Here is a 17555-nt window from a genome sequence, read left to right on the forward strand (position 1 = left end):
TTGCGGAGCCGGCAGATCGAGGCGGCATGCACCGATCTGCGGCCCGCTCCCTGGCCGATACGCCGTCACGCCCGCCTGCCAAGCCCACCCATGACCAGCCAATGGGCCGCCGCGACGCATCGCGGTGCGCGCCATGCGTCTCAAGCGTGCAACGCGCGGGCTGCCTGCACGACGCCCAAGGCCCGATGACCCGCCATCGTGCATCGCCCCGCGATGCACCACGAACGGCCGCCAGCCTGCACCGCGACGGACCACCCTCGCCAGGCGCCGCCACACCGCAACCGTCCGCGCGCGGCATCGCGTACACGTCGAGCCGCGCCGTACAAGGATTTCACGGCCCCTGGCACATGCCTTGCGTTATTCGCTTCCGAGGCGCCGCATCGGCGCACGCAAGCCAACAACGTCAAGGGGAACTCGATGAAGCGTCGCAGTCTGTTGAAGATCGGATCGATGGCGGGTGCACTCACGCTGGCAAGCCGCCTGCCGCTGGCCCACGCGGATGAAAAAGGTCCGATCAAGGTCGGCATCCTGCATTCGCTGTCGGGCACGATGGCGATCTCCGAGACCTCGTTGAAGGACACCGCGCTGATGACCATCGCGGAGATCAACAAGGCGGGCGGCGTGATGGGCCGCCAGTTGCAGCCGGTGGTGGTCGATCCGGCCTCGAACTGGCCGCTGTTCGCCGAGAAGGCGCGCGGGCTGATCACCCAGGACAAGGTCGCCGTCACGTTCGGCTGCTGGACCTCGGTGTCGCGCAAATCGGTGCTGCCGGTGTTCGAGGAACTGAACGGCCTGCTGTTCTACCCGGTGCAGTACGAAGGCGAGGAAATGTCGCGCAACGTGTTCTACACGGGCGCCGCGCCGAACCAGCAGGCGATCCCCGCCACCGAATACCTGATGAGCGCCGAAGGCGGCGCGGCCAAGCGCTTCTTCCTGCTCGGCACCGACTACGTGTACCCGCGCACGACCAACAAGATCCTGCGCGCGTTCCTGAAATCGAAGGGCGTTCAGGATGCCGATATTCAGGAGGTCTACACGCCGTTCGGTCATAGCGACTACCAGACCATCGTCTCGAACATCCGCACCTTCTCGCAAGGCGGCAAGACCTGCGTGATCTCCACCATCAACGGCGATTCGAACGTGCCGTTCTACAAGGAACTCGGCAACCAGGGCCTCAAGGCCACCGACGTGCCGGTGGTGGCGTTCTCGGTGGGCGAGGAAGAACTGCGCGGCATCGACACCAAGCCGCTGGTCGGCAACCTGGCCGCCTGGAACTACTTCATGTCGCTGCGCAATCCCGAGAACGCGAAGTTCAAGGCGATGTTCGCGGACTGGGTCAAGAAGAACAACCTGCCGGGCGGCGCCAAGCGCGTGACGAACGATCCGATGGAAGCGACCTTCGTCGGCATCCACATGTGGAAGCAGGCGGTCGAGAAGGCCAAGAGCACGGACGTCGACAAGGTGCGCGTGGCGATGATCGGCCAGAAGTTCAACGCGCCGTCGGGCTTCGTGCTGGAGATGGACGGCAATCACCACCTGCACAAGCCGGTGATGATCGGCGAGATCCGCGCCGACGGCCAGTTCAACGTGGTGTGGCGCACCAAGACGACGGTGCGCGCGCAACCGTGGAGCCCATATATCCCGGGCAACGCGGGCAAGCCCGACGTGGTCAGCTCGATCGGCGACTTCCTGCGCCGCCGCCGCGCCGCGCTCGCCTGAGCGGGCGGCCGCCCCCGAGGCGGCATGGGTGGCCGTCATGGCCTCCGCGCACCGCGCCTCGCGCGCCGTGCGCGGCCGCTTCTCCCCGCGCGGCCGGCCGGTCGCGCGGTTCACCCTGCGGTTCAACCGACAGCCAGGATTTTCCGATGCTCACGTTCTCACGCCGCGCCCGACACGGCCTTGCCGCGCTCGCCGCTTTCGTCGCGCTCGCGTGCGTCGCGCCCAGCCCAGCGTTCGCGCTCGATGCCGCCGACACGGCCGCGCTGGCCGGCGACGATTTCGATGCGAAGCTCGCCGCGATCGACCATCTCTCGACGGCAGGCGACGCCGCATCGGTCGCGCTGCTGCACGCGCTGGCCGACGGCGGCGTGCTCGCCACCGACGACGGCAAGCTGCTGGTGCAGGCCGACGACGGCAGCACCAAGGACGCCCTGAGCGGCGCCACCGTACAGCCCGGCGACGCGCAAGCCATCACGCTCAACAACCTGCTGCGCAGCAAGGTGGCCAACGCGCTGTCGGCGCTCGACCTCGCCTCGCCCGATCTCGCTGCGCGCACCGCCGCGGTCGATGCGCTGCTCAAGAATCCCGACGCCTCGCTCAAGCCGCTGATCGAAAAAGCGCGCGCGAAGGAAACCGATGCCACGCTCAAGCGCCGCCTCGACGCGCTGTGGGCGATCGCCGCGCTGCACGACAAGGACGCCGCCAAGCGGCTCGAAGCCGTGAAGGTGGTGGCCGCACGTAACGACCTCGACATGATCGAGCAACTGCGCCCGCTGGTCGCCAAGCAGCCCGACGGCCATTACGCCGAACCCGATGCGCAGGTGCGCGCGGCGGCGCAGGAAGGCCTCGACGCGCTGCATTCGCTGCAGGAACGCGGCGAGATCGCCAGCACGCTGTTCGCCGGCCTCTCGCTCGGCAGCGTGCTGCTGCTCGCCGCGCTCGGCCTGGCGATCACCTACGGCCTGATCGGCGTGATCAACATGGCGCACGGCGAGTTCCTGATGATCGGCGCCTACGCCACCTACGTGGTGCAGACGCTGTTCCAGCGCTACGCGCCGGGCGCGTTCGACTGGTATCCGCTGCTGGCCGTGCCGGCCTCGTTCGTGGCCGCCGCCGTGGTGGGCGTGGTGCTGGAGCGCACCGTGCTCAAGCATCTGTACGGCCGCCCGCTCGAAACGCTGCTGGCCACCTTCGGCGTGAGCCTGATCCTGATCCAGGCCACCCGCATGATCTTCGGCGCGCAGAACGTGCAGGTCTCGAACCCGTCGTGGATGAGCGGCGGCGTGAGCGTCATGCAGAACCTGATCCTGCCGTACAACCGCATCGCGATCCTGGCGTTCTCGCTGATCGTGGTCGGCATCGCCTGGGCCGTGCTGACCAAAACCCGCCTCGGGCTGTTCGTGCGCGCCGTCACGCAGAACCGCCGGATGGCGGCCTGCGTCGGCGTGAAAACAGCTCGTGTGGATTCCTACGCATTTGCGTTCGGCGCGGGCATCGCCGGGCTCGGCGGCTGCGCGCTCTCGCAGATCGGCAACGTCGGCCCCGACCTCGGCCAGAACTACATCATCGATTCGTTCATGGCGGTGGTGCTCGGCGGCGTGGGCCAGATCGCCGGCACGGTGGTGGGCGGCTTCGGCCTCGGCCTCGTCAGCAAGGCGATCGAGCCGTTCTGGGGCGCCGTGCTCGCCAAGATCGTGGTGCTCGTGATGATCGTGCTGTTCATCCAGAAACGCCCGCAGGGCATGTTCGCCCTGAAGGGCCGCAGCGCGGAGGCCTGAAACATGACTTCGACCTCTTCCCTCGCCGCCGCGCCGGTCACGCCGGCCACGCTGCCCACCCCGGGCGCGGGCGGCGCATCCGGCTTCGCGCTCGGCCTGCCGCCGCGCGCCGCGCTGCTGTCGCGCCGCGCCTGGCTCGCGCTGGTCGCGCTGTGCCTCGCGATCGGCATCGGCGTGCCGATCGCGGCGCTCGTCACGCCCGAATCGAGCACGTTTCATCTGTCGTCCTATGCAATGACGATCGCCGGCAAGTTCATGTGCTACGCGATCGGTGCGCTCGCGCTCGATCTGGTGTGGGGCTACTGCGGCATCCTGAGCCTCGGCCACGGCCTGTTCTTCGCGATCGGCGGCTATGCGATCGGCATGTACCTGATGCGCGAGATCGGCCACGACGGCGTGTACGGCAGCAACCTGCCCGACTTCATGGTGTTCCTGAACTGGAAATCGCTGCCGTGGTACTGGAGCGGCTCCGATCACCTGATCGTCGCATTGGTGTTGGTGGTGCTGGCTCCGGCCGTGATCGCCTGGGTGTTCGGCTTCTTCACGTTCCGCTCGCGCGTGAAGGGCGTGTACCTGTCGATCATCACGCAGGCCATGACGTTCGCCGCGATGCTGCTGTTCTATCGCAACGAAACCGGCTTCGGCGGCAACAACGGCTTCACCGATTTCAAGCGCCTGGCCGGCTACACCATCACCTCGCCCGGCATGCGCACGGTGTTGCTGCTGCTGACGTTCGCCACGCTGGTGCTCGCGTTCATCGCCGCGCGCGCGATCGTCACCTCGAAGCTCGGGCGGGTGGTCACCGCCGTGCGCGACGGCGAAACGCGACTGATGTTCCTCGGCTACAGCCCGCTCGCCTACAAGCTGTTCGTGTGGACCGTGTCGGCCGTGCTGTGCGGCATCGCCGGCGCGCTCTATGTGCCGCAGGTGGGCATCATCAACCCGAGCGAGATGTCGCCGGGCAACTCGATCGAGATGGCGATCTGGGTGGCGGTGGGCGGGCGCGGCACGCTGATCGGCCCGATCATCGGCGCGTTCGCGGTAAACGGCGCGAAGAGCTTCTTCACGGCCTATTTCGCCGAATACTGGCTGTTCTTTCTTGGCCTGATCTTCGTGCTGGTGCCGCTCCTGATGCCGCGCGGCATCGTGGGCGTGATCGAATCCGTCATGAAACGTGGAGGCAGCCGATGAACGAGAACGGCATGATGCCCGACCTGGCCCAACCGGATGGCAGCGACACGCTGACCGTCAGCGGCGTGGCCTCGATGTCGCGCGTGGTCGAACCAGGCGCGATCGATACCTCGCACGGCACGATCCTCTATCTTGAGGATATCGAAGTAAGTTTCGACGGCTTTCGCGCGCTCAAGAAGCTCTCGCTGACGATCGACGCAGGCGAACTGCGCTGCGTGATCGGCCCGAACGGCGCGGGCAAGACCACCATGATGGACGTGATCACCGGCAAGACCAAGGCCGATTCCGGCAAGGTGTTCCTCGGCCAGACCATCGACCTGTCGCGCATGAACGAGCCGGAAATCGCACGCACCGGCATCGGCCGCAAGTTCCAGAAGCCGACCGTGTTCGAAGCGCATCCGGTCTGGGAAAACCTCGAACTGGCGATGAAAACGGATAAAGGCTGGTTCGCATCGCTGCGCTCACGTCTGGATCGCCACGCTCAACAGCGCATCGAGGAAACCCTCGAACTGATCAAGCTCGAAGACAGCGCCTATCGGCTGGCCGGCGAGCTGTCGCACGGCCAGAAGCAGCGGCTCGAAATCGGCATGCTGCTGATGCAGCAACCGGCGCTGCTGCTGCTCGACGAACCGGCGGCCGGCATGACCGACCACGAAACCATGGAACTCGCGCAGCTTTTGAACACGCTGCGCGGCACCTGCTCGATGATGGTGGTCGAACACGACATGGAGTTCGTCGCGGCGCTCGCGGGCGACACTGGCCGCGTGACCGTGATGGCCGAAGGCGCGGTGCTCGCGCAAGGCACGCTCGACACGGTCAAGCGCGACGAAGCCGTGATCGAGTCCTACCTCGGTCGATAAGGAATCCCCAGCATGTTGAAGATCGAATCGCTGAATCAGTTCTATGGCGGCAGCCACATCCTGCGCAACGTCAACCTCACCGCCGAGGACGGCAAGCTGACCGTGCTGCTCGGGCGCAACGGCGTGGGCAAGACCACGCTGCTGCGCTGCCTGATGGGCGTGGTGGCCGCGAAGAACGGCAGCGTGGCGTGGCGCGGCAAGCCGCTCGATGCATTGGCACCGCATGCGCGCGTCGCCGCCGGGCTGGCCTACGTGCCGCAGGGCCGCGACATCTTTCCGCGCTTGACGGTCGAGGAAAACCTGCTGGTGGGCGCGGCGAGCCGCAAGGCGCCGTCGAAGGTGCCGGACCGCATCTACGAGCTGTTTCCGGTGTTGAAGGACATGCGCGCGCGGCGTGGCGGCGACTTGTCGGGCGGGCAGCAACAGCAGCTTGCGATCGGCCGTGCGCTGATGAGCGAGCCGCAATTGCTGATCCTCGACGAGCCGACCGAAGGCATCCAGCCGTCGATCATCCAGGACATCGGCCGCACGCTGCGCCAGCTCGTCGACGAAACCAACATGACGGTGCTGCTGGTCGAGCAGTACTACGATTTCGCGCGCTCGATCGCCGATCAGTATTGGGTGATGAGCCGCGGCGAGATCGTCACGGGCGGCGCCGGCAGCGAGATGGAAGCGAACGGGGTTAGAGAACTGATCGCCGTGTGAGCGTATAGCTGGCCGGCGCGGCGCGCCGGGCCACCCGCTCAGGCCACGGTCTGGATGACCTCGAAACCCTCGAACTCCGGATGGCCGAGGTAGAGCGGGCGGTTCGCGCCGCCCGCATTGCGATGAGCCGCGCGAAATGCCTCCGATTGCGTCCAGTCGACGAACGCCGCATGGTTCGCCCAGACGGTGTGGCTCGCGTAGAGCACGTGGTCCTCGCGCGTGGGGCCGCGCAGCAGATGGAATTCCACGAACCCCGGGACCGTTTTCAGTTGCGTGTCGCGATCGAGCCAGACCTGCTCGAAGGCGGCCTCCGAACCCAGGGCCACCTTGAAACGATTCATTGCGATATACATGCGCGGTTCCTCCTGATCGAACGATGCATCCGGCGGCCTGCCGGCACGCCGGAACGGAACCGGCAGTGTACCGTGCGAGGCGGCAGGCTCGCCGCCCGCCCGCTCGCGCCCCCACCGTGGTGTAGCATGGCGGCGCGCCACGGCGCCCGAATGCGTTGCGCCCCTTTCTCCGATGCCAGCCCCCCGATGTCCGCTACCGATTTGCCCGACCATCGCACCGCAGCCGCCACCGACCTGCCCGCCGCCCCGGTCGCCGCCACCAAGAAAGCCTGGCGCGCGATGCTCGAACTCGGCTTCGAGCGGCAGCGCACGGGGCGCTCGGCGCTCGTGCATCGCCGTCACGACGGCCCGCTGCGCATCCAGCGCCCGCTCTATCCCGAAGGCGACGCGATCTGCCACGCGGTGATCGTGCATCCGCCCGGCGGCGTCGCGGGCGGCGACAGGCTCGACATCGCCGTGCAGGTCGGCAGCGGTTCGCACGCGGTGATCACCACGCCGGGCGCCACCAAGTGGTACAAGTCGAACGGCCTCGACGCGCGGCAACGGATCGCCATCGCGGTGGCCGACGACGCGAAGCTCGACTGGCTGCCGCAAAACAACCTGTTCTTCGACGCCACGCAGGCCTCGCTGGAGTTCTCGCTGACGGTGGGCGAGCGCGCCAGCGTGATCGGCTGGGACGTCTCGCAACTGGGCCGGCAGGCGGCCGGCGAAACCTGGTCGGTCGGCCGGATCGCCTCGTCGGCGCGCATCGCGGGCGCCGACGGCGCACCGCTCTGGATCGAGCGCGCGCATCTCGGCGCGACCGAACCGCTGCGCGTCACGCCGCAGGGGCTGGCGGGCTTTCCCGTCTACGGCACGCTGTGGGCGATCGGCGACGCCTGCACCGATGCACTGGCCGAATCGCTGGCCCCCGCGCTGCCGTTCGGCGACACGCTGCGCGCCGGCGTCACCTGCGTCGCGCCGCGCGTGATGCTGATCCGCGCGCTGGCCGGCTCGGTCGAGGCGCTGCAGAACCTGTTCGTCGAGCAATGGACGCGGCTGCGTCCGCTGGTGCACGGCGTCGAGGCGCGAGCGCTGCGGCTCTGGCAAACCTGATCGCCCCTTTCCCCTGCACCACCGTGAGGCATCGCGCCGGCCGCCTCGCACCGAGGCGGTGAACGCACGCACGCAAACCCGACACACGACGCACTACCGCATGGCACACGGCTTGCGTTCATGAACTGCCGCCGTGCCGCGCACGGCACACGATGCTACGATCGGCCGGTTGCCGTGCATGCAACGCGCGGCCGAATTATTACGTCTAGCTAAACATCGGGCTTTCATGAAGCTGACTCCACGAGAGAAAGACAAACTGTTGATCTTCACCGCCGCGCTGCTCGCCGAGCGCCGCCGCGCCCGCGGCCTGAAGCTCAACTATCCGGAGACGATCGCGTTCATCACCGCCGCGCTGATGGAAGCGGCGCGCGACGGCAAGACGGTGGCCGAGGTCATGCACTACGGCACCACGCTGCTCACGCGCGACGACGTGATGGACGGCATCGCGGAGATGATCCCCGACATCCAGGTCGAGGCCACCTTCCCCGACGGCACCAAGCTGGTCACCGTCCACCACCCGATTCCCTGAGGCCCACGATGATTCCCGGCGAAATCCTCACCGACGACGGCGATCACGAGCTGAACGTCGGCCGCCCGACCATCACGCTGGCCGTCGCCAATACCGGCGACCGGCCGGTGCAGGTCGGCTCGCATTACCACTTCCACGAAGTCAACGATGCGCTGTCGTTCGACCGCGCCGCCGCGCGCGGCTTCCGGCTCAACATCGCGTCGGGCACGGCCGTGCGCTTCGAGCCGGGCCAGACGCGCACCGTCGAGCTGGTCGAGCTGGCCGGCGACCGCATCGTCTACGGCTTCCAGGGCAAGGTGATGGGCAAGCTCTGAGCGCCCGCGCCGTGGGTTCGCAGCCCGTAACCGTTGTTCAGTTGTTCGCTGCCCGGCGCATCGCCGGGCGCTCCAAGGATTCGACACCATGACACTACGCTTGAGCCGCCGCGCCTACGCGGAAATGTTCGGCCCGACCACCGGCGACCGCATCCGCCTGGCCGATACCGAGCTGCTGATCGAGGTCGAGCGCGACTGCACGATCTATGGCGAGGAAGTGAAATTCGGCGGCGGCAAGGTGATTCGCGACGGCATGGGCCAGTCGCAGCGCGTCGCCACCGAGGTGGCCGACACCGTCATCACCAATGCCGTGATCCTCGATCACTGGGGCATCGTGAAGGCGGACATCGCCCTCAAGGACGGCCGCATCCAGTCGATCGGCAAGGCCGGCAACCCCGACATCCAGCCCGGCGTGACGATCGCGATCGGCGCGGCCACCGAAGTGATCGCGGGCGAAGGCATGATCGTGACGGCGGGCGGCATCGACACCCACATCCACTTCATCAGCCCGCAGCAGATCGACGAGGCGCTGGCCTCGGGCGTCACCACCATGATCGGCGGCGGCACCGGCCCGGCGGCCGGCACCAACGCCACCACCTGCACCCCCGGCCCGTGGCACATCGAACGGATGCTGCAGGCCGCCGACGGCTGGCCGATCAACATCGGCTTTCTCGGCAAGGGCAACGTGAGCCTGCCGCAGCCCGCCGAGGAACAGATCGCGGCCGGCGCGATCGGCCTGAAGCTGCACGAGGATTGGGGCTCGACGCCCGCCGCGATCGACAACTGCCTCACCGTTGCGGACGCAACCGATACGCAGGTGGCGATCCACACCGACACGCTGAACGAAGGCGGTTTCGTCGAATCGACGGTGGCCGCGTTCAAGGGCCGCACGATCCACACGTATCACACCGAAGGCGCGGGCGGCGGCCATGCGCCCGACATCCTCAAGGTGTGCTCGGAGCTGAACGTGCTGCCGTCGTCGACCAACCCGACGCGGCCCTACACGATCAACACGCTCGACGAACACCTCGACATGCTGATGGTGTGCCATCACCTCGATCCGTCGATCGCCGAGGATCTGGCGTTCGCCGAATCGCGAATCCGCCGCGAGACGATCGCCGCCGAGGACATCCTGCACGACCTCGGCGCGCTGTCGATGATGTCGTCGGATTCGCAGGCGATGGGCCGGGTGGGCGAGGTGATCATCCGCGCCTGGCAGACCGCGCACAAGATGAAGGTGCAGCGCGGCAAGCTGCCCGAAGATGGCGCGCGCAACGACAACTTCCGCGCCAAGCGCTACGTCGCGAAGTACACCATCAACCCGGCGCTCACGCACGGCATCGCGCACGAAGTCGGCTCGATCGAGCCGGGCAAGTGGGCCGACCTGGTGCTGTGGGAACCGGCGTTCTTCGGCGTGAAGCCGGCCATGATCCTCAAGGGCGGCATGATCGCGGTCGCGCAGATGGGCGACCCGAACGCATCGATCCCGACGCCGCAGCCGGTGCATTTCCGCGAGATGTTCGCCACCCGTGGCGGCGCGCTCGGCCGCACCTCGCTGACCTTCGTCTCGCAGCTCGCGCTGGACAACGGCGTCGCGGCGCGCTACGGCCTGGCCAAGCGCGTGGTGCCGGTGCGCGGCTGCCGCACCGTCACCAAGGCCGACATGGTCCACAATGCGTGGCGGCCCGACATCACCGTCGACCCGGAAACCTACGACGTGGTGGCGAACGGCCTGTTGCTGACCTGCGAACCCGCCACCGTGCTGCCGATGGCGCAGCGCTACTTCCTGTTCTGATTCATGCGCACTCTCGACAAACGCATCGCCCCCAACGTCAAGCTCGCGGCCTCGCTGGTCGCGCGCGCGCCCACCCTCACGCTGGCCTACGACGCCCGCTGCAAGAGCCGCTTCGCCGCGACGCTCGACAACGGCGAGGAGGTGGGCGTGGTGCTGCCGCGCGGCACCGTGCTGGCCGACGGCGACGTGCTGGTGGCCGACGACGGCAAGCTGGTGCGCATCGTCGCGGCGTCCGAAGCGGTGATGCGCGTGCGCGCGCCGAATGCGCTGACGTTCACGCGCGCCGCCTATCACCTCGGCAATCGCCACACGCCGGTGCAGATCGGCGCGGACACGCTGGTGCTCGAATACGATCCGGTGCTGGCCGACATGCTGACGCGGCTCGGCGCGAAGGTGGAGCGCGTGGACGCGCCGTTCCAGCCCGAAGCCGGCGCATACGGCGGCGGCCACAAGCACGGCCACGACGCGACGTTCGCCGAGGATTACGCGCTCGCGCAGCAGGTGTACGGCGAGCATCACGGGCATGCGCATTCGCATGACCATGGGCACGATCATTCGCACCACGGCCATGTGCATACGGCAGCCTGCGGTCACGATCACGCGCATGGCGACGCCGCGCATTCGCACGATCACGGGCACGATCATTCACACGGCGGCCACGTGCATACGGCCGCCTGCGGTCATGATCACGCGCATGACGACGCCGCGCATTCGCACGATCACGGGCACGATCATTCACACGGCGGCCACGTTCACACGGCAGCCTGCGGTCACGATCATGCGCACGGCTACGCCGCCGCACATTCGCACGATCACGGCCAGCCCGGCCACGTCCACACCGACGCCTGCCATCACGACCATTCGCACGATCCCAAGCCCGTCGCCATCACGTTCCGCAAGCGCGAGCATGGACACGGCTGAACTCGTCGCGCTGCTGCACCTCGCCTCGCCGGCACTGCCGATCGGCGGCTTCAGCTATTCGCAGGGCTTCGAGGCCGCGCTCGACGCGAACCTGATCCACGACGCCGACAGCGCGCGCGAATGGATCGCCAGCGGCCTGGCCGACGTGCTCGCCGCCTGCGAACTGCCGTTCCTCGCGCATCAGCTCGAACGCTGGCGCACGCACGACACGGCCGCGCTCGCCGAGGCCAACGCCGAATTCATCGCCAGCCGCGAATCGGCCGAACTGCGCCGCGAAACCGAGCAGATGGGCTGGTCGCTCGCGCAGTTGTGCGCCTCGCTCGAATGGGGCGACGCGGCACGGCGCGCCACGCTCGCGGCGATCAGGCCGGTCGCGCTGCCCACCGCCTACGCATTCGCGGCCGCCGCGCACGACGCCACACCCGACGCGGTGCTGACCGCCTACGCGTTCGGCTGGGTCGAAAACCAGGCCGCGGCCGCGCTGAAGGCGGTGCCGCTCGGCCAGCTCGCCGGCCAGAAGATTCTCGTCGCGCTGCGCGGCGCGATCGCCGACGCCGTGCGCCGCGCGCTCGCCACCCCGCCCGAGGCCATCAACACGTTCGCCCCGCTGCTCGGCATCCTGTCGGCGCGGCACGAAACCCAGTACTCCCGACTGTTCCGCTCCTGAACGCCCGACCATGAACACGCCCTCCGCTTCCTCCCGCCGCACCAAGAAACTGCCACCGCTGCGCGTCGGCATCGGCGGTCCCGTCGGCTCCGGCAAGACGACCCTGCTCGAAATGCTGTGCAAGGCCATGCGCGAACGCTACGACCTCGTCGCGATCACCAACGACATCTACACGAAGGAAGACCAGCGCCTGCTGACGGTGGCCGGCGCGCTGCCCGAGGAACGGATCATGGGCGTGGAGACGGGCGGTTGCCCGCACACGGCGATCCGCGAGGATGCCTCGATCAACCTGGAAGCCGTCGACCGCATGCTGGGCCGCTTCCCCGACGCCGACATCGTCTTCATCGAATCGGGCGGCGACAACCTCGCGGCCACGTTCAGCCCCGAACTGTCGGACCTGACGATCTACGTGATCGACGTGGCCGGCGGCGAGAAGATCCCGCGCAAGGGCGGCCCCGGCATCACCAAGTCGGATCTGCTCGTGATCAACAAGACCGATCTCGCGCCGCTGGTGGGCGCGAATCTCGACGTGATGGCATCGGACACGAAGAAGATGCGCGGCGAGCGCCCGTACGTGATGACGAACCTGAAGGCGCTCGAGGGCGTGGCCGAGGTCATCGCGTTCATCGAGAAGAAGGGATTGCTGACGGCGTGATGCGTCAGCGGTAGCGGCACGCGGCGGGCGGCGGACGACACGCCGCCGCGCGCCGAAGGCGCCTCAGGCCGGCTCGCCCTCGTCGCGCGCCGCCGGCAGCAGCGCAGTGAGCACGTCCACCGTGCGTGCCGTCGCGCCACGATGGCGTGCGGCAAACGCGGCCCCGGCCGCGCCCATCGCGATGCGCCGCGCCGGATCGGCGAACAGCACGTCGAGCGCCGCCGCCAATGCTTCGGGGTCCTGAACCTGCTCGGCCGCGCCCGTGGCCACCGCGTCGGCCGTCGCCTGCGTGAAATTGAAGACGTGCGGCCCGATCAGCACCGGTACGCCCACGGCACATGCCTCGATCAGGTTCTGGCCGCCGAGCGGCAGCAGGCTGCCGCCGATGAACGCCGCGTCGGCCGCCGCGTAATACGCGCCCAATTCGCCCATCGAATCGCCGAGCAGCACCGTGACCTCGCCCGGCACCGGCGCGCTCGCGCCGCTGGCGGCTGCCGCCGCACCGGGCGACCACAACACCGAACGACGCGCCACCGCATGCCCTTCGCGCTCGGCCAGCGCGGCCACTTCGTCGAAGCGCTGCGGGTGACGCGGCACCAGCATCAGCAGCGCGCCGGGCGTCTTCAGTGCCGCGAACGCGCGCAACACCAGCACCTCCTCACCCTCGCGCGTGCTGGCCGCCACCCACACCGGACGCGCGCCGATCGCCGCGCGCCACGCATGGCCGCGCGCGGCCAGCTCGGGCGGCGTGGTCATGTCGAACTTGAGATTGCCGAGCACGGCCAGGTTGCGCGCGCCGAGCGCGCCGAGCCGTTCCGCATCGGCCGGGCTTTGCGCGAGCACGCGCGAGAACCCGCCGAACACCTCGCGCACGGCCGAGCCGAAGCGCGAGGCGCGCCGGAACGAACGCGCCGACATGCGGCCGTTGGTCAACACCAGCGGCACGTCGGCGCGCCGGCATTCGTCGATCAGCGTGGGCCACACCTCGGTTTCCATCACGAGGCCCAGCGTGGGCCGCCAGGCGCGCAGGAAGCGGCGCACCAGATGCGGCATGTCGTAGGGCAGATAACAACGCAGCACGCGCGCACCGAACAACTGCTCGCCGGTGGCGCGGCCGCTCGGCGTCATGTGCGTGATCAGCAGCTTCGCGTCGGGCCGCGCCGCCAGCAGCGCGTCGATCAGCGGCTGCGCCGCGCGCGTCTCGCCGACCGACACCGCATGCACCCAGATCAGCGGCGCCGGATCGTCCGGGCCGCGCAACGCGCGCATGGCCGGCGCGATATGCCCGAAGCGCTCGCCGATATGCTCGCGATAGCCGCGCTCCCGGCGCGAACGCCAAAACAAACGCAGCACCGCGGCGGGCGCCACGATCCACCAAAGCGCGCGATACACCGCTCTCAACATGACACCACCGTGATTGATTCCGTGCGTTGGCGCGGCCGCTCAGACGAGCGCGCGCCGTTGCAGCCGTTCGAGAATGCCGAGCGGTGCGCATTCCGGCCGCGCCATCGCGCCGACCGGCAGGAAGAAGGTTTGTTCCATCATGAACTGCCCCGACATCACCGCGTGCGAGGTCTGGTCCGAGAAGCAGATCCAGACGCTGCCGGGCGGGAACGGCATGGTTTGCTGCGGGCAATCCTGCTGATAGCCGAGATCGGCCTTCATCGCATCGTGCAGATGCAGCATCAGATGGTCGTAGGCGCTGCGCTTCGATTTCGTGACGTGCAGCAAATTCAGCAGCCACGCCGCGCCGGGCAGTTGCGGGCGGATCGACGGCAGGAAGCGCTTGGCGACATCCTCGAACGGCTCGCCGACGCGCCACACGCGCGGTGCGCCGTTCGGGTTCACGTTCGTGAACACGCGCAGGATGCGCTCGCCGTAGTTGGGCCGCGACGGGAACGCGTCGACGTGCAGCCGGCTGTCGTCCTTGCGCCACGAGGTTTCGCGCGTCTCGACCTGGCGCAGCCGCAGGCTGGTGGGCGCGACGCGCATCTTGCCGCGATATTCGGGGAACAGGCCGTCGACGAGCGAGGCCGCCTGCTGCTGATAGCGCGCCACCAGCGCGCGCACGGCCGATTGCGTGACCGCATCGCCGAGCACGCCGGCCACCGCGCCGCCATTCGGCGCGAGGCTGATGTTCTTGCGCTGCGGATCGGCCAGCGCCGGATCGAGCAGCGCTTCCTCGCCGCCTTCGATGGCGAACCGCAGGTTCGGGAAATACAGCACCTTGCCGGTTTCGACCGCCGCGAGCAATTGCTCGCGCGGCACGGACAACTGCTGGCCGTGCCAGTCGGCCGACTCGATATCGAGGATTTGAGACCCGGGCTGCGCGCCCGACAGGGGTTCGGTCATGATCGCACCGTTACAGAAGGCCGAACGACGCGAGCGCGCCCTTCACCTGAGACAGGGTGGGCGGCGCGCCGGCCGAGCCGAGATTGACGACGTTCGGCGACCAGTAGCCGCCCGTGCGCCACGCGGTCGCGAAATTGTACAGTTCGACGGTAGGCCGCTTGAGCGCCGCGGCGATATGCACGAGGCCCGTATCGACGCCGACCGTGGCCGCCGCGCCGTCGATCAGCCCGACCACCGCCGGCAACGACAGCTTCGGCGGCACGATCGCGGCCGCGCCGAACTCCTTCGCCAGCCGCTCGCTGGTTGCGCGCTCGGCTTCGCTGCCCCACGGCAACACCAGCGATGCACCGCGCCGCACCAGCGTCTGGCCGAGTTCGATCCAGGCGGCATCGGGCCATTGCTTGTCGGCGCGGGACGTCGCGTGGACGAAAACGACGTAGGGTACCGGAAGATTCAGATCGGTCGCGGCGAGCGCCCGCGCGGCCTGATGCGTGTCAAGGCCGAACTCGAGTTCGCCCTCGGGCGTCGGCACCGGATCGCCGAGCGCGGCGGCCGCCAGTTGGCGCGTGCGCTCGACCACATGAGTGCGCGGCGCGATCGGCACGTGGCGCTTATAGAAGAAGCGCGCCGGCCATTCGTAGCCGGCGCCGTCGGTTCGATTGCCGAGCCCGACCAGCGGGCCGCGCGCCCAGCTCGCCACCCAGGCGCTCTTGATCAAGCCCTGGCAGTCGATCACGAGGTCGTAGTGTTCGCCGGCGATCTGGCGGCGGAAGGCGCGGATCTCGCGCCAGGTCTTCGCGCTGCCGAGCGACTTGCGCCAGCGCCGCAGCGAGAACGGCAGCACGCGGCGCACGCCGCGCACGAGCTTCACGAGCTCGACGAAACTTTCCTCGACGAGCCAGTCGATCTGCGCGTCCGGGTGGTGCCGGTGGATGTCGGCGATCACCGGCATGTTGTGCACGACGTCGCCCAGCGACGACACACGCACGATCAGAATTTTTTGCACGCTGAAAAAACCGGGACAGGCCGGTACGGACCCAAAGACGCGATTTTATCGCGTCGGCGGACTTATCTCGTAAACGGGGAATGGCGGAGGGATTCGGGAGGACACGGAACGAGGCAAGCAGCCGGAGCGGCCGCACAGCAAGCCGCTCCGTTGCCCCATCCGTTTAGAACGGCAGCTTTGCGTCCGGCTTCGCCGCCGTCAGTGCGCGGCGGAAATCGTCCTGGATTCGCGCCAGCCCTTCGGCGGTGTTCGCCTCGAAGCGCAACACCACCACCGGCGTGGTGTTCGACGAACGGGCCAGACCGAAGCCGTCCGGATACTCGACGCGCAGGCCGTCGATCGTGACGATCTCGTCGGCGCCGTCGAACTTGGCGTTCGCGCGCAGCTTCTCGATCAGCTCGACGTTCTCGCCTTCCTCGAGCTTCAGTTGCAGCTCGGGCGTCGATTCGGCGTTCGGCAGGCCGTTGAGCAGCGCGCTCGGGTCCGTCTCGCGCGACAGGATCTCTAGCAGGCGCGCGCCGGTATAGAGGCCGTCGTCGAAGCCATACCAGCGATCCTTGAAGAAAACGTGGCCGCTCATCTCGCCGGCCAGCGGTGCGCCGGTTTCGCGCAGCTTGGCCTTCACGAGCGAGTGGCCCGTCTTCCACATCAGCGGCTCGCCGCCCTTCTCGCGAATCCACAGCGCCAGATTGCGCGTGCACTTCACGTCATAGATGATCTGCGCGCCCGGGTTGCGCGACAGCACGTCCTCGGCGAACAGCATCATCTGGCGATCCGGGTAGATGATCTGGCCGTCCTTCGTGACCACGCCGAGGCGGTCGCCGTCGCCGTCGAACGCGAAGCCGATCTCGGCATCGGTTTCCTTCAGCGCACGGATCACGTCCTGGAGGTTTTCCGGGTGCGCCGGGTCCGGGTGGTGGTTCGGGAACGTGCCGTCGATCTCGGTGAACAGTTCGACCAGCTCGCAGCCGAGCGCCTTGAACAGGCGCGGCGCCAGCTCGCCGGCCACGCCGTTGCCGGCATCGACGACGATCTTCAGCGGACGCGCGAGCTTGATGTCGCCGACGATGCGCTGCAGGTAGGCATCCGCCACGTCGTGCTGCTCGTAGCTGCCGCTGCCTTCGGAGAAGTTGCCCTCGACGATGCGACGGTACAGCGCCTGGATCTGCTCGCCGTAGATCGCCGCGCCGCGCAGCACCATCTTGAAGCCGTTGTAGTCGGGCGGGTTGTGGCTGCCGGTCACCACGATGCACGAATCGACGCGGCGTTCGCCGCCGGCCAGCGGCAGCGGCACGCTGGCCGCGAAGTAACCGACCGGCGTCGGCACCATGCCGACATCGACCACATCCACGCCGGCCGCGCGCAGCCCGTCCGCCAGTGCGCCGATCAGTTCCGGGCCGGACAGGCGGCCGTCACGGGCCACCACCACGGCGTCGCCACCCTGGGCGCGCACTTCGCTGCCGAATGCCTGACCGATGGAGCGGGCGGTGGCCGCGTCGAGCGTCTTGCCGATCACACCGCGAATGTCGTACGCCTTGAAAATGGATTGGGAAATCATCGATTCACTCTCTGTCGTGCTTGGAAAAATTGGCGCCGCATCGCCCGCCGGCCTGGC

The 17555-nt window shown here is 68.2% G+C and carries 15 protein-coding genes and 2 pseudogenes; 12 read left to right on the plus strand and 5 right to left on the minus strand.

Features of this window, described 5'->3' with window-relative positions; genetic code table 11:
• Window positions 1–417 precede the first annotated feature (417 nt).
• The 5 genes from urtA (at window position 418) to urtE (ending at window position 6253) form a co-directional block, all read left to right on the plus strand.
• The gene (gene urtA, locus AB4851_RS31690) at window positions 418–1719 is read left to right on the plus strand and encodes an urea ABC transporter substrate-binding protein (protein WP_414450211.1); all 1302 of its coding nucleotides are present in this window, start codon (window positions 418–420) and stop codon (window positions 1717–1719) included.
• Window positions 1720–1865: 146 nt separating this feature from the next.
• Window positions 1866–3497, plus strand: coding sequence for an urea ABC transporter permease subunit UrtB (gene urtB / locus AB4851_RS31695; protein ID WP_414450212.1), 1632 nt, complete (start codon window positions 1866–1868; stop codon window positions 3495–3497).
• A 3-nt stretch (window positions 3498–3500) separates the two neighbouring features.
• Entirely contained in the window at window positions 3501–4688 is a 1188-nt protein-coding gene (urtC, locus tag AB4851_RS31700) for an urea ABC transporter permease subunit UrtC (RefSeq protein WP_414450213.1), read from the plus strand.
• On the plus strand, window positions 4685–5548 hold the full coding sequence (gene urtD, locus AB4851_RS31705) for an urea ABC transporter ATP-binding protein UrtD (RefSeq protein ID WP_414450214.1): 864 nt from the start codon (window positions 4685–4687) through the stop codon (window positions 5546–5548). Before urtC ends, urtD begins: the two co-directional genes overlap by 4 nt.
• 12 nt (window positions 5549–5560) lie before the next feature.
• Entirely contained in the window at window positions 5561–6253 is a 693-nt protein-coding gene (gene urtE / locus AB4851_RS31710; protein WP_414442280.1) for an urea ABC transporter ATP-binding subunit UrtE, read from the plus strand.
• Window positions 6254–6291: 38 nt separating this feature from the next.
• Here the strand turns inward: urtE and AB4851_RS31715 are convergent, their stop codons facing one another.
• The gene (locus tag AB4851_RS31715) at window positions 6292–6606 is read right to left on the minus strand and encodes an antibiotic biosynthesis monooxygenase family protein (RefSeq protein ID WP_414450215.1); all 315 of its coding nucleotides are present in this window, start codon (window positions 6604–6606) and stop codon (window positions 6292–6294) included.
• A 279-nt stretch (window positions 6607–6885) separates the two neighbouring features.
• On the opposite strand from AB4851_RS31715, the gene AB4851_RS31720 reads away from it, so the two are divergent.
• From AB4851_RS31720 to ureG, 7 genes and pseudogenes are all read left to right on the plus strand, one after another.
• Window positions 6886–7701: an urease accessory protein UreD gene (locus AB4851_RS31720; RefSeq protein WP_414451992.1), complete on the plus strand. Its 816-nt coding sequence runs from the start codon at window positions 6886–6888 to the stop codon at window positions 7699–7701.
• Between the two features lie 226 nt (window positions 7702–7927).
• On the plus strand, window positions 7928–8230 hold the full coding sequence (gene ureA, locus AB4851_RS31725; RefSeq protein ID WP_414444107.1) for an urease subunit gamma: 303 nt from the start codon (window positions 7928–7930) through the stop codon (window positions 8228–8230).
• A gap of 8 nt (window positions 8231–8238) precedes the next feature.
• Window positions 8239–8544 carry an urease subunit beta gene (locus tag AB4851_RS31730; protein ID WP_414450216.1) on the plus strand — a complete coding sequence of 102 codons (306 nt, stop codon included), beginning with the start codon at window positions 8239–8241 and terminating at the stop codon, window positions 8542–8544.
• Between the two features lie 88 nt (window positions 8545–8632).
• A complete protein-coding gene (gene ureC, locus AB4851_RS31735) occupies window positions 8633–10339 on the plus strand; it encodes an urease subunit alpha (RefSeq protein ID WP_414450217.1) in 1707 nt (568 codons plus the stop codon).
• A 3-nt stretch (window positions 10340–10342) separates the two neighbouring features.
• Window positions 10343–11035 (plus strand): annotated as a pseudogene (gene ureE / locus AB4851_RS31740) (urease accessory protein UreE); the annotation flags it as partial.
• 211 nt (window positions 11036–11246) lie between these two features.
• On the plus strand, window positions 11247–11927 hold the full coding sequence (locus AB4851_RS31745; protein WP_414450218.1) for an urease accessory protein UreF: 681 nt from the start codon (window positions 11247–11249) through the stop codon (window positions 11925–11927).
• A gap of 10 nt (window positions 11928–11937) precedes the next feature.
• Complete coding sequence (gene ureG, locus AB4851_RS31750; protein ID WP_414444103.1) at window positions 11938–12582, plus strand: urease accessory protein UreG; 645 nt, start codon at window positions 11938–11940, stop codon at window positions 12580–12582.
• A gap of 63 nt (window positions 12583–12645) precedes the next feature.
• Here the strand turns inward: ureG and waaA are convergent, their stop codons facing one another.
• The 4 genes and pseudogenes from waaA to AB4851_RS31770 form a co-directional block, all read right to left on the minus strand.
• Window positions 12646–13986, minus strand: a complete 1341-nt coding sequence (waaA, locus tag AB4851_RS31755; protein WP_414450219.1) for a lipid IV(A) 3-deoxy-D-manno-octulosonic acid transferase — start codon at window positions 13984–13986, stop codon at window positions 12646–12648.
• A 39-nt stretch (window positions 13987–14025) separates the two neighbouring features.
• Window positions 14026–14934 (minus strand): Kdo hydroxylase family protein, encoded by a 909-nt coding sequence (locus AB4851_RS31760; protein WP_414450220.1) that lies wholly within the window; start codon window positions 14932–14934, stop codon window positions 14026–14028.
• Between the two features lie 10 nt (window positions 14935–14944).
• A pseudogene (gene waaC, locus AB4851_RS31765) lies at window positions 14945–15984 on the minus strand (lipopolysaccharide heptosyltransferase I).
• Between the two features lie 119 nt (window positions 15985–16103).
• On the minus strand, window positions 16104–17498 hold the full coding sequence (locus tag AB4851_RS31770; RefSeq protein ID WP_414450221.1) for a phosphomannomutase/phosphoglucomutase: 1395 nt from the start codon (window positions 17496–17498) through the stop codon (window positions 16104–16106).
• Between the last annotated feature and the right edge of the window lie 57 nt (window positions 17499–17555).

The organism is Burkholderia sp. 22PA0099 (genome assembly GCF_047497165.1).
Taxonomy (GTDB): domain Bacteria; phylum Pseudomonadota; class Gammaproteobacteria; order Burkholderiales; family Burkholderiaceae; genus Burkholderia.

What these genes read in the sequence shown, in the direction of transcription:
- urtA (WP_414450211.1), top strand. Translation starts at nt 418, where the DNA reads ATGAAGCGTCGCAGTCTGTTGAAGATCGGATCGATGGCGGGTGCACTC.
- urtB (WP_414450212.1), top strand. Translation starts at nt 1,866, where the DNA reads ATGCTCACGTTCTCACGCCGCGCCCGACACGGCCTTGCCGCGCTCGCC.
- urtC (WP_414450213.1), top strand. Translation starts at nt 3,501, where the DNA reads ATGACTTCGACCTCTTCCCTCGCCGCCGCGCCGGTCACGCCGGCCACG.
- urtD (WP_414450214.1), top strand. Translation starts at nt 4,685, where the DNA reads ATGAACGAGAACGGCATGATGCCCGACCTGGCCCAACCGGATGGCAGC.
- urtE (WP_414442280.1), top strand. Translation starts at nt 5,561, where the DNA reads ATGTTGAAGATCGAATCGCTGAATCAGTTCTATGGCGGCAGCCACATC.
- AB4851_RS31715 (WP_414450215.1), bottom strand. Translation starts at nt 6,606, where the DNA reads ATGTATATCGCAATGAATCGTTTCAAGGTGGCCCTGGGTTCGGAGGCC.
- AB4851_RS31720 (WP_414451992.1), top strand. Translation starts at nt 6,886, where the DNA reads ATGCTCGAACTCGGCTTCGAGCGGCAGCGCACGGGGCGCTCGGCGCTC.
- ureA (WP_414444107.1), top strand. Translation starts at nt 7,928, where the DNA reads ATGAAGCTGACTCCACGAGAGAAAGACAAACTGTTGATCTTCACCGCC.
- AB4851_RS31730 (WP_414450216.1), top strand. Translation starts at nt 8,239, where the DNA reads ATGATTCCCGGCGAAATCCTCACCGACGACGGCGATCACGAGCTGAAC.
- ureC (WP_414450217.1), top strand. Translation starts at nt 8,633, where the DNA reads ATGACACTACGCTTGAGCCGCCGCGCCTACGCGGAAATGTTCGGCCCG.
- AB4851_RS31745 (WP_414450218.1), top strand. Translation starts at nt 11,247, where the DNA reads ATGGACACGGCTGAACTCGTCGCGCTGCTGCACCTCGCCTCGCCGGCA.
- ureG (WP_414444103.1), top strand. Translation starts at nt 11,938, where the DNA reads ATGAACACGCCCTCCGCTTCCTCCCGCCGCACCAAGAAACTGCCACCG.
- waaA (WP_414450219.1), bottom strand. Translation starts at nt 13,986, where the DNA reads ATGTTGAGAGCGGTGTATCGCGCGCTTTGGTGGATCGTGGCGCCCGCC.
- AB4851_RS31760 (WP_414450220.1), bottom strand. Translation starts at nt 14,934, where the DNA reads ATGACCGAACCCCTGTCGGGCGCGCAGCCCGGGTCTCAAATCCTCGAT.
- AB4851_RS31770 (WP_414450221.1), bottom strand. Translation starts at nt 17,498, where the DNA reads ATGATTTCCCAATCCATTTTCAAGGCGTACGACATTCGCGGTGTGATC.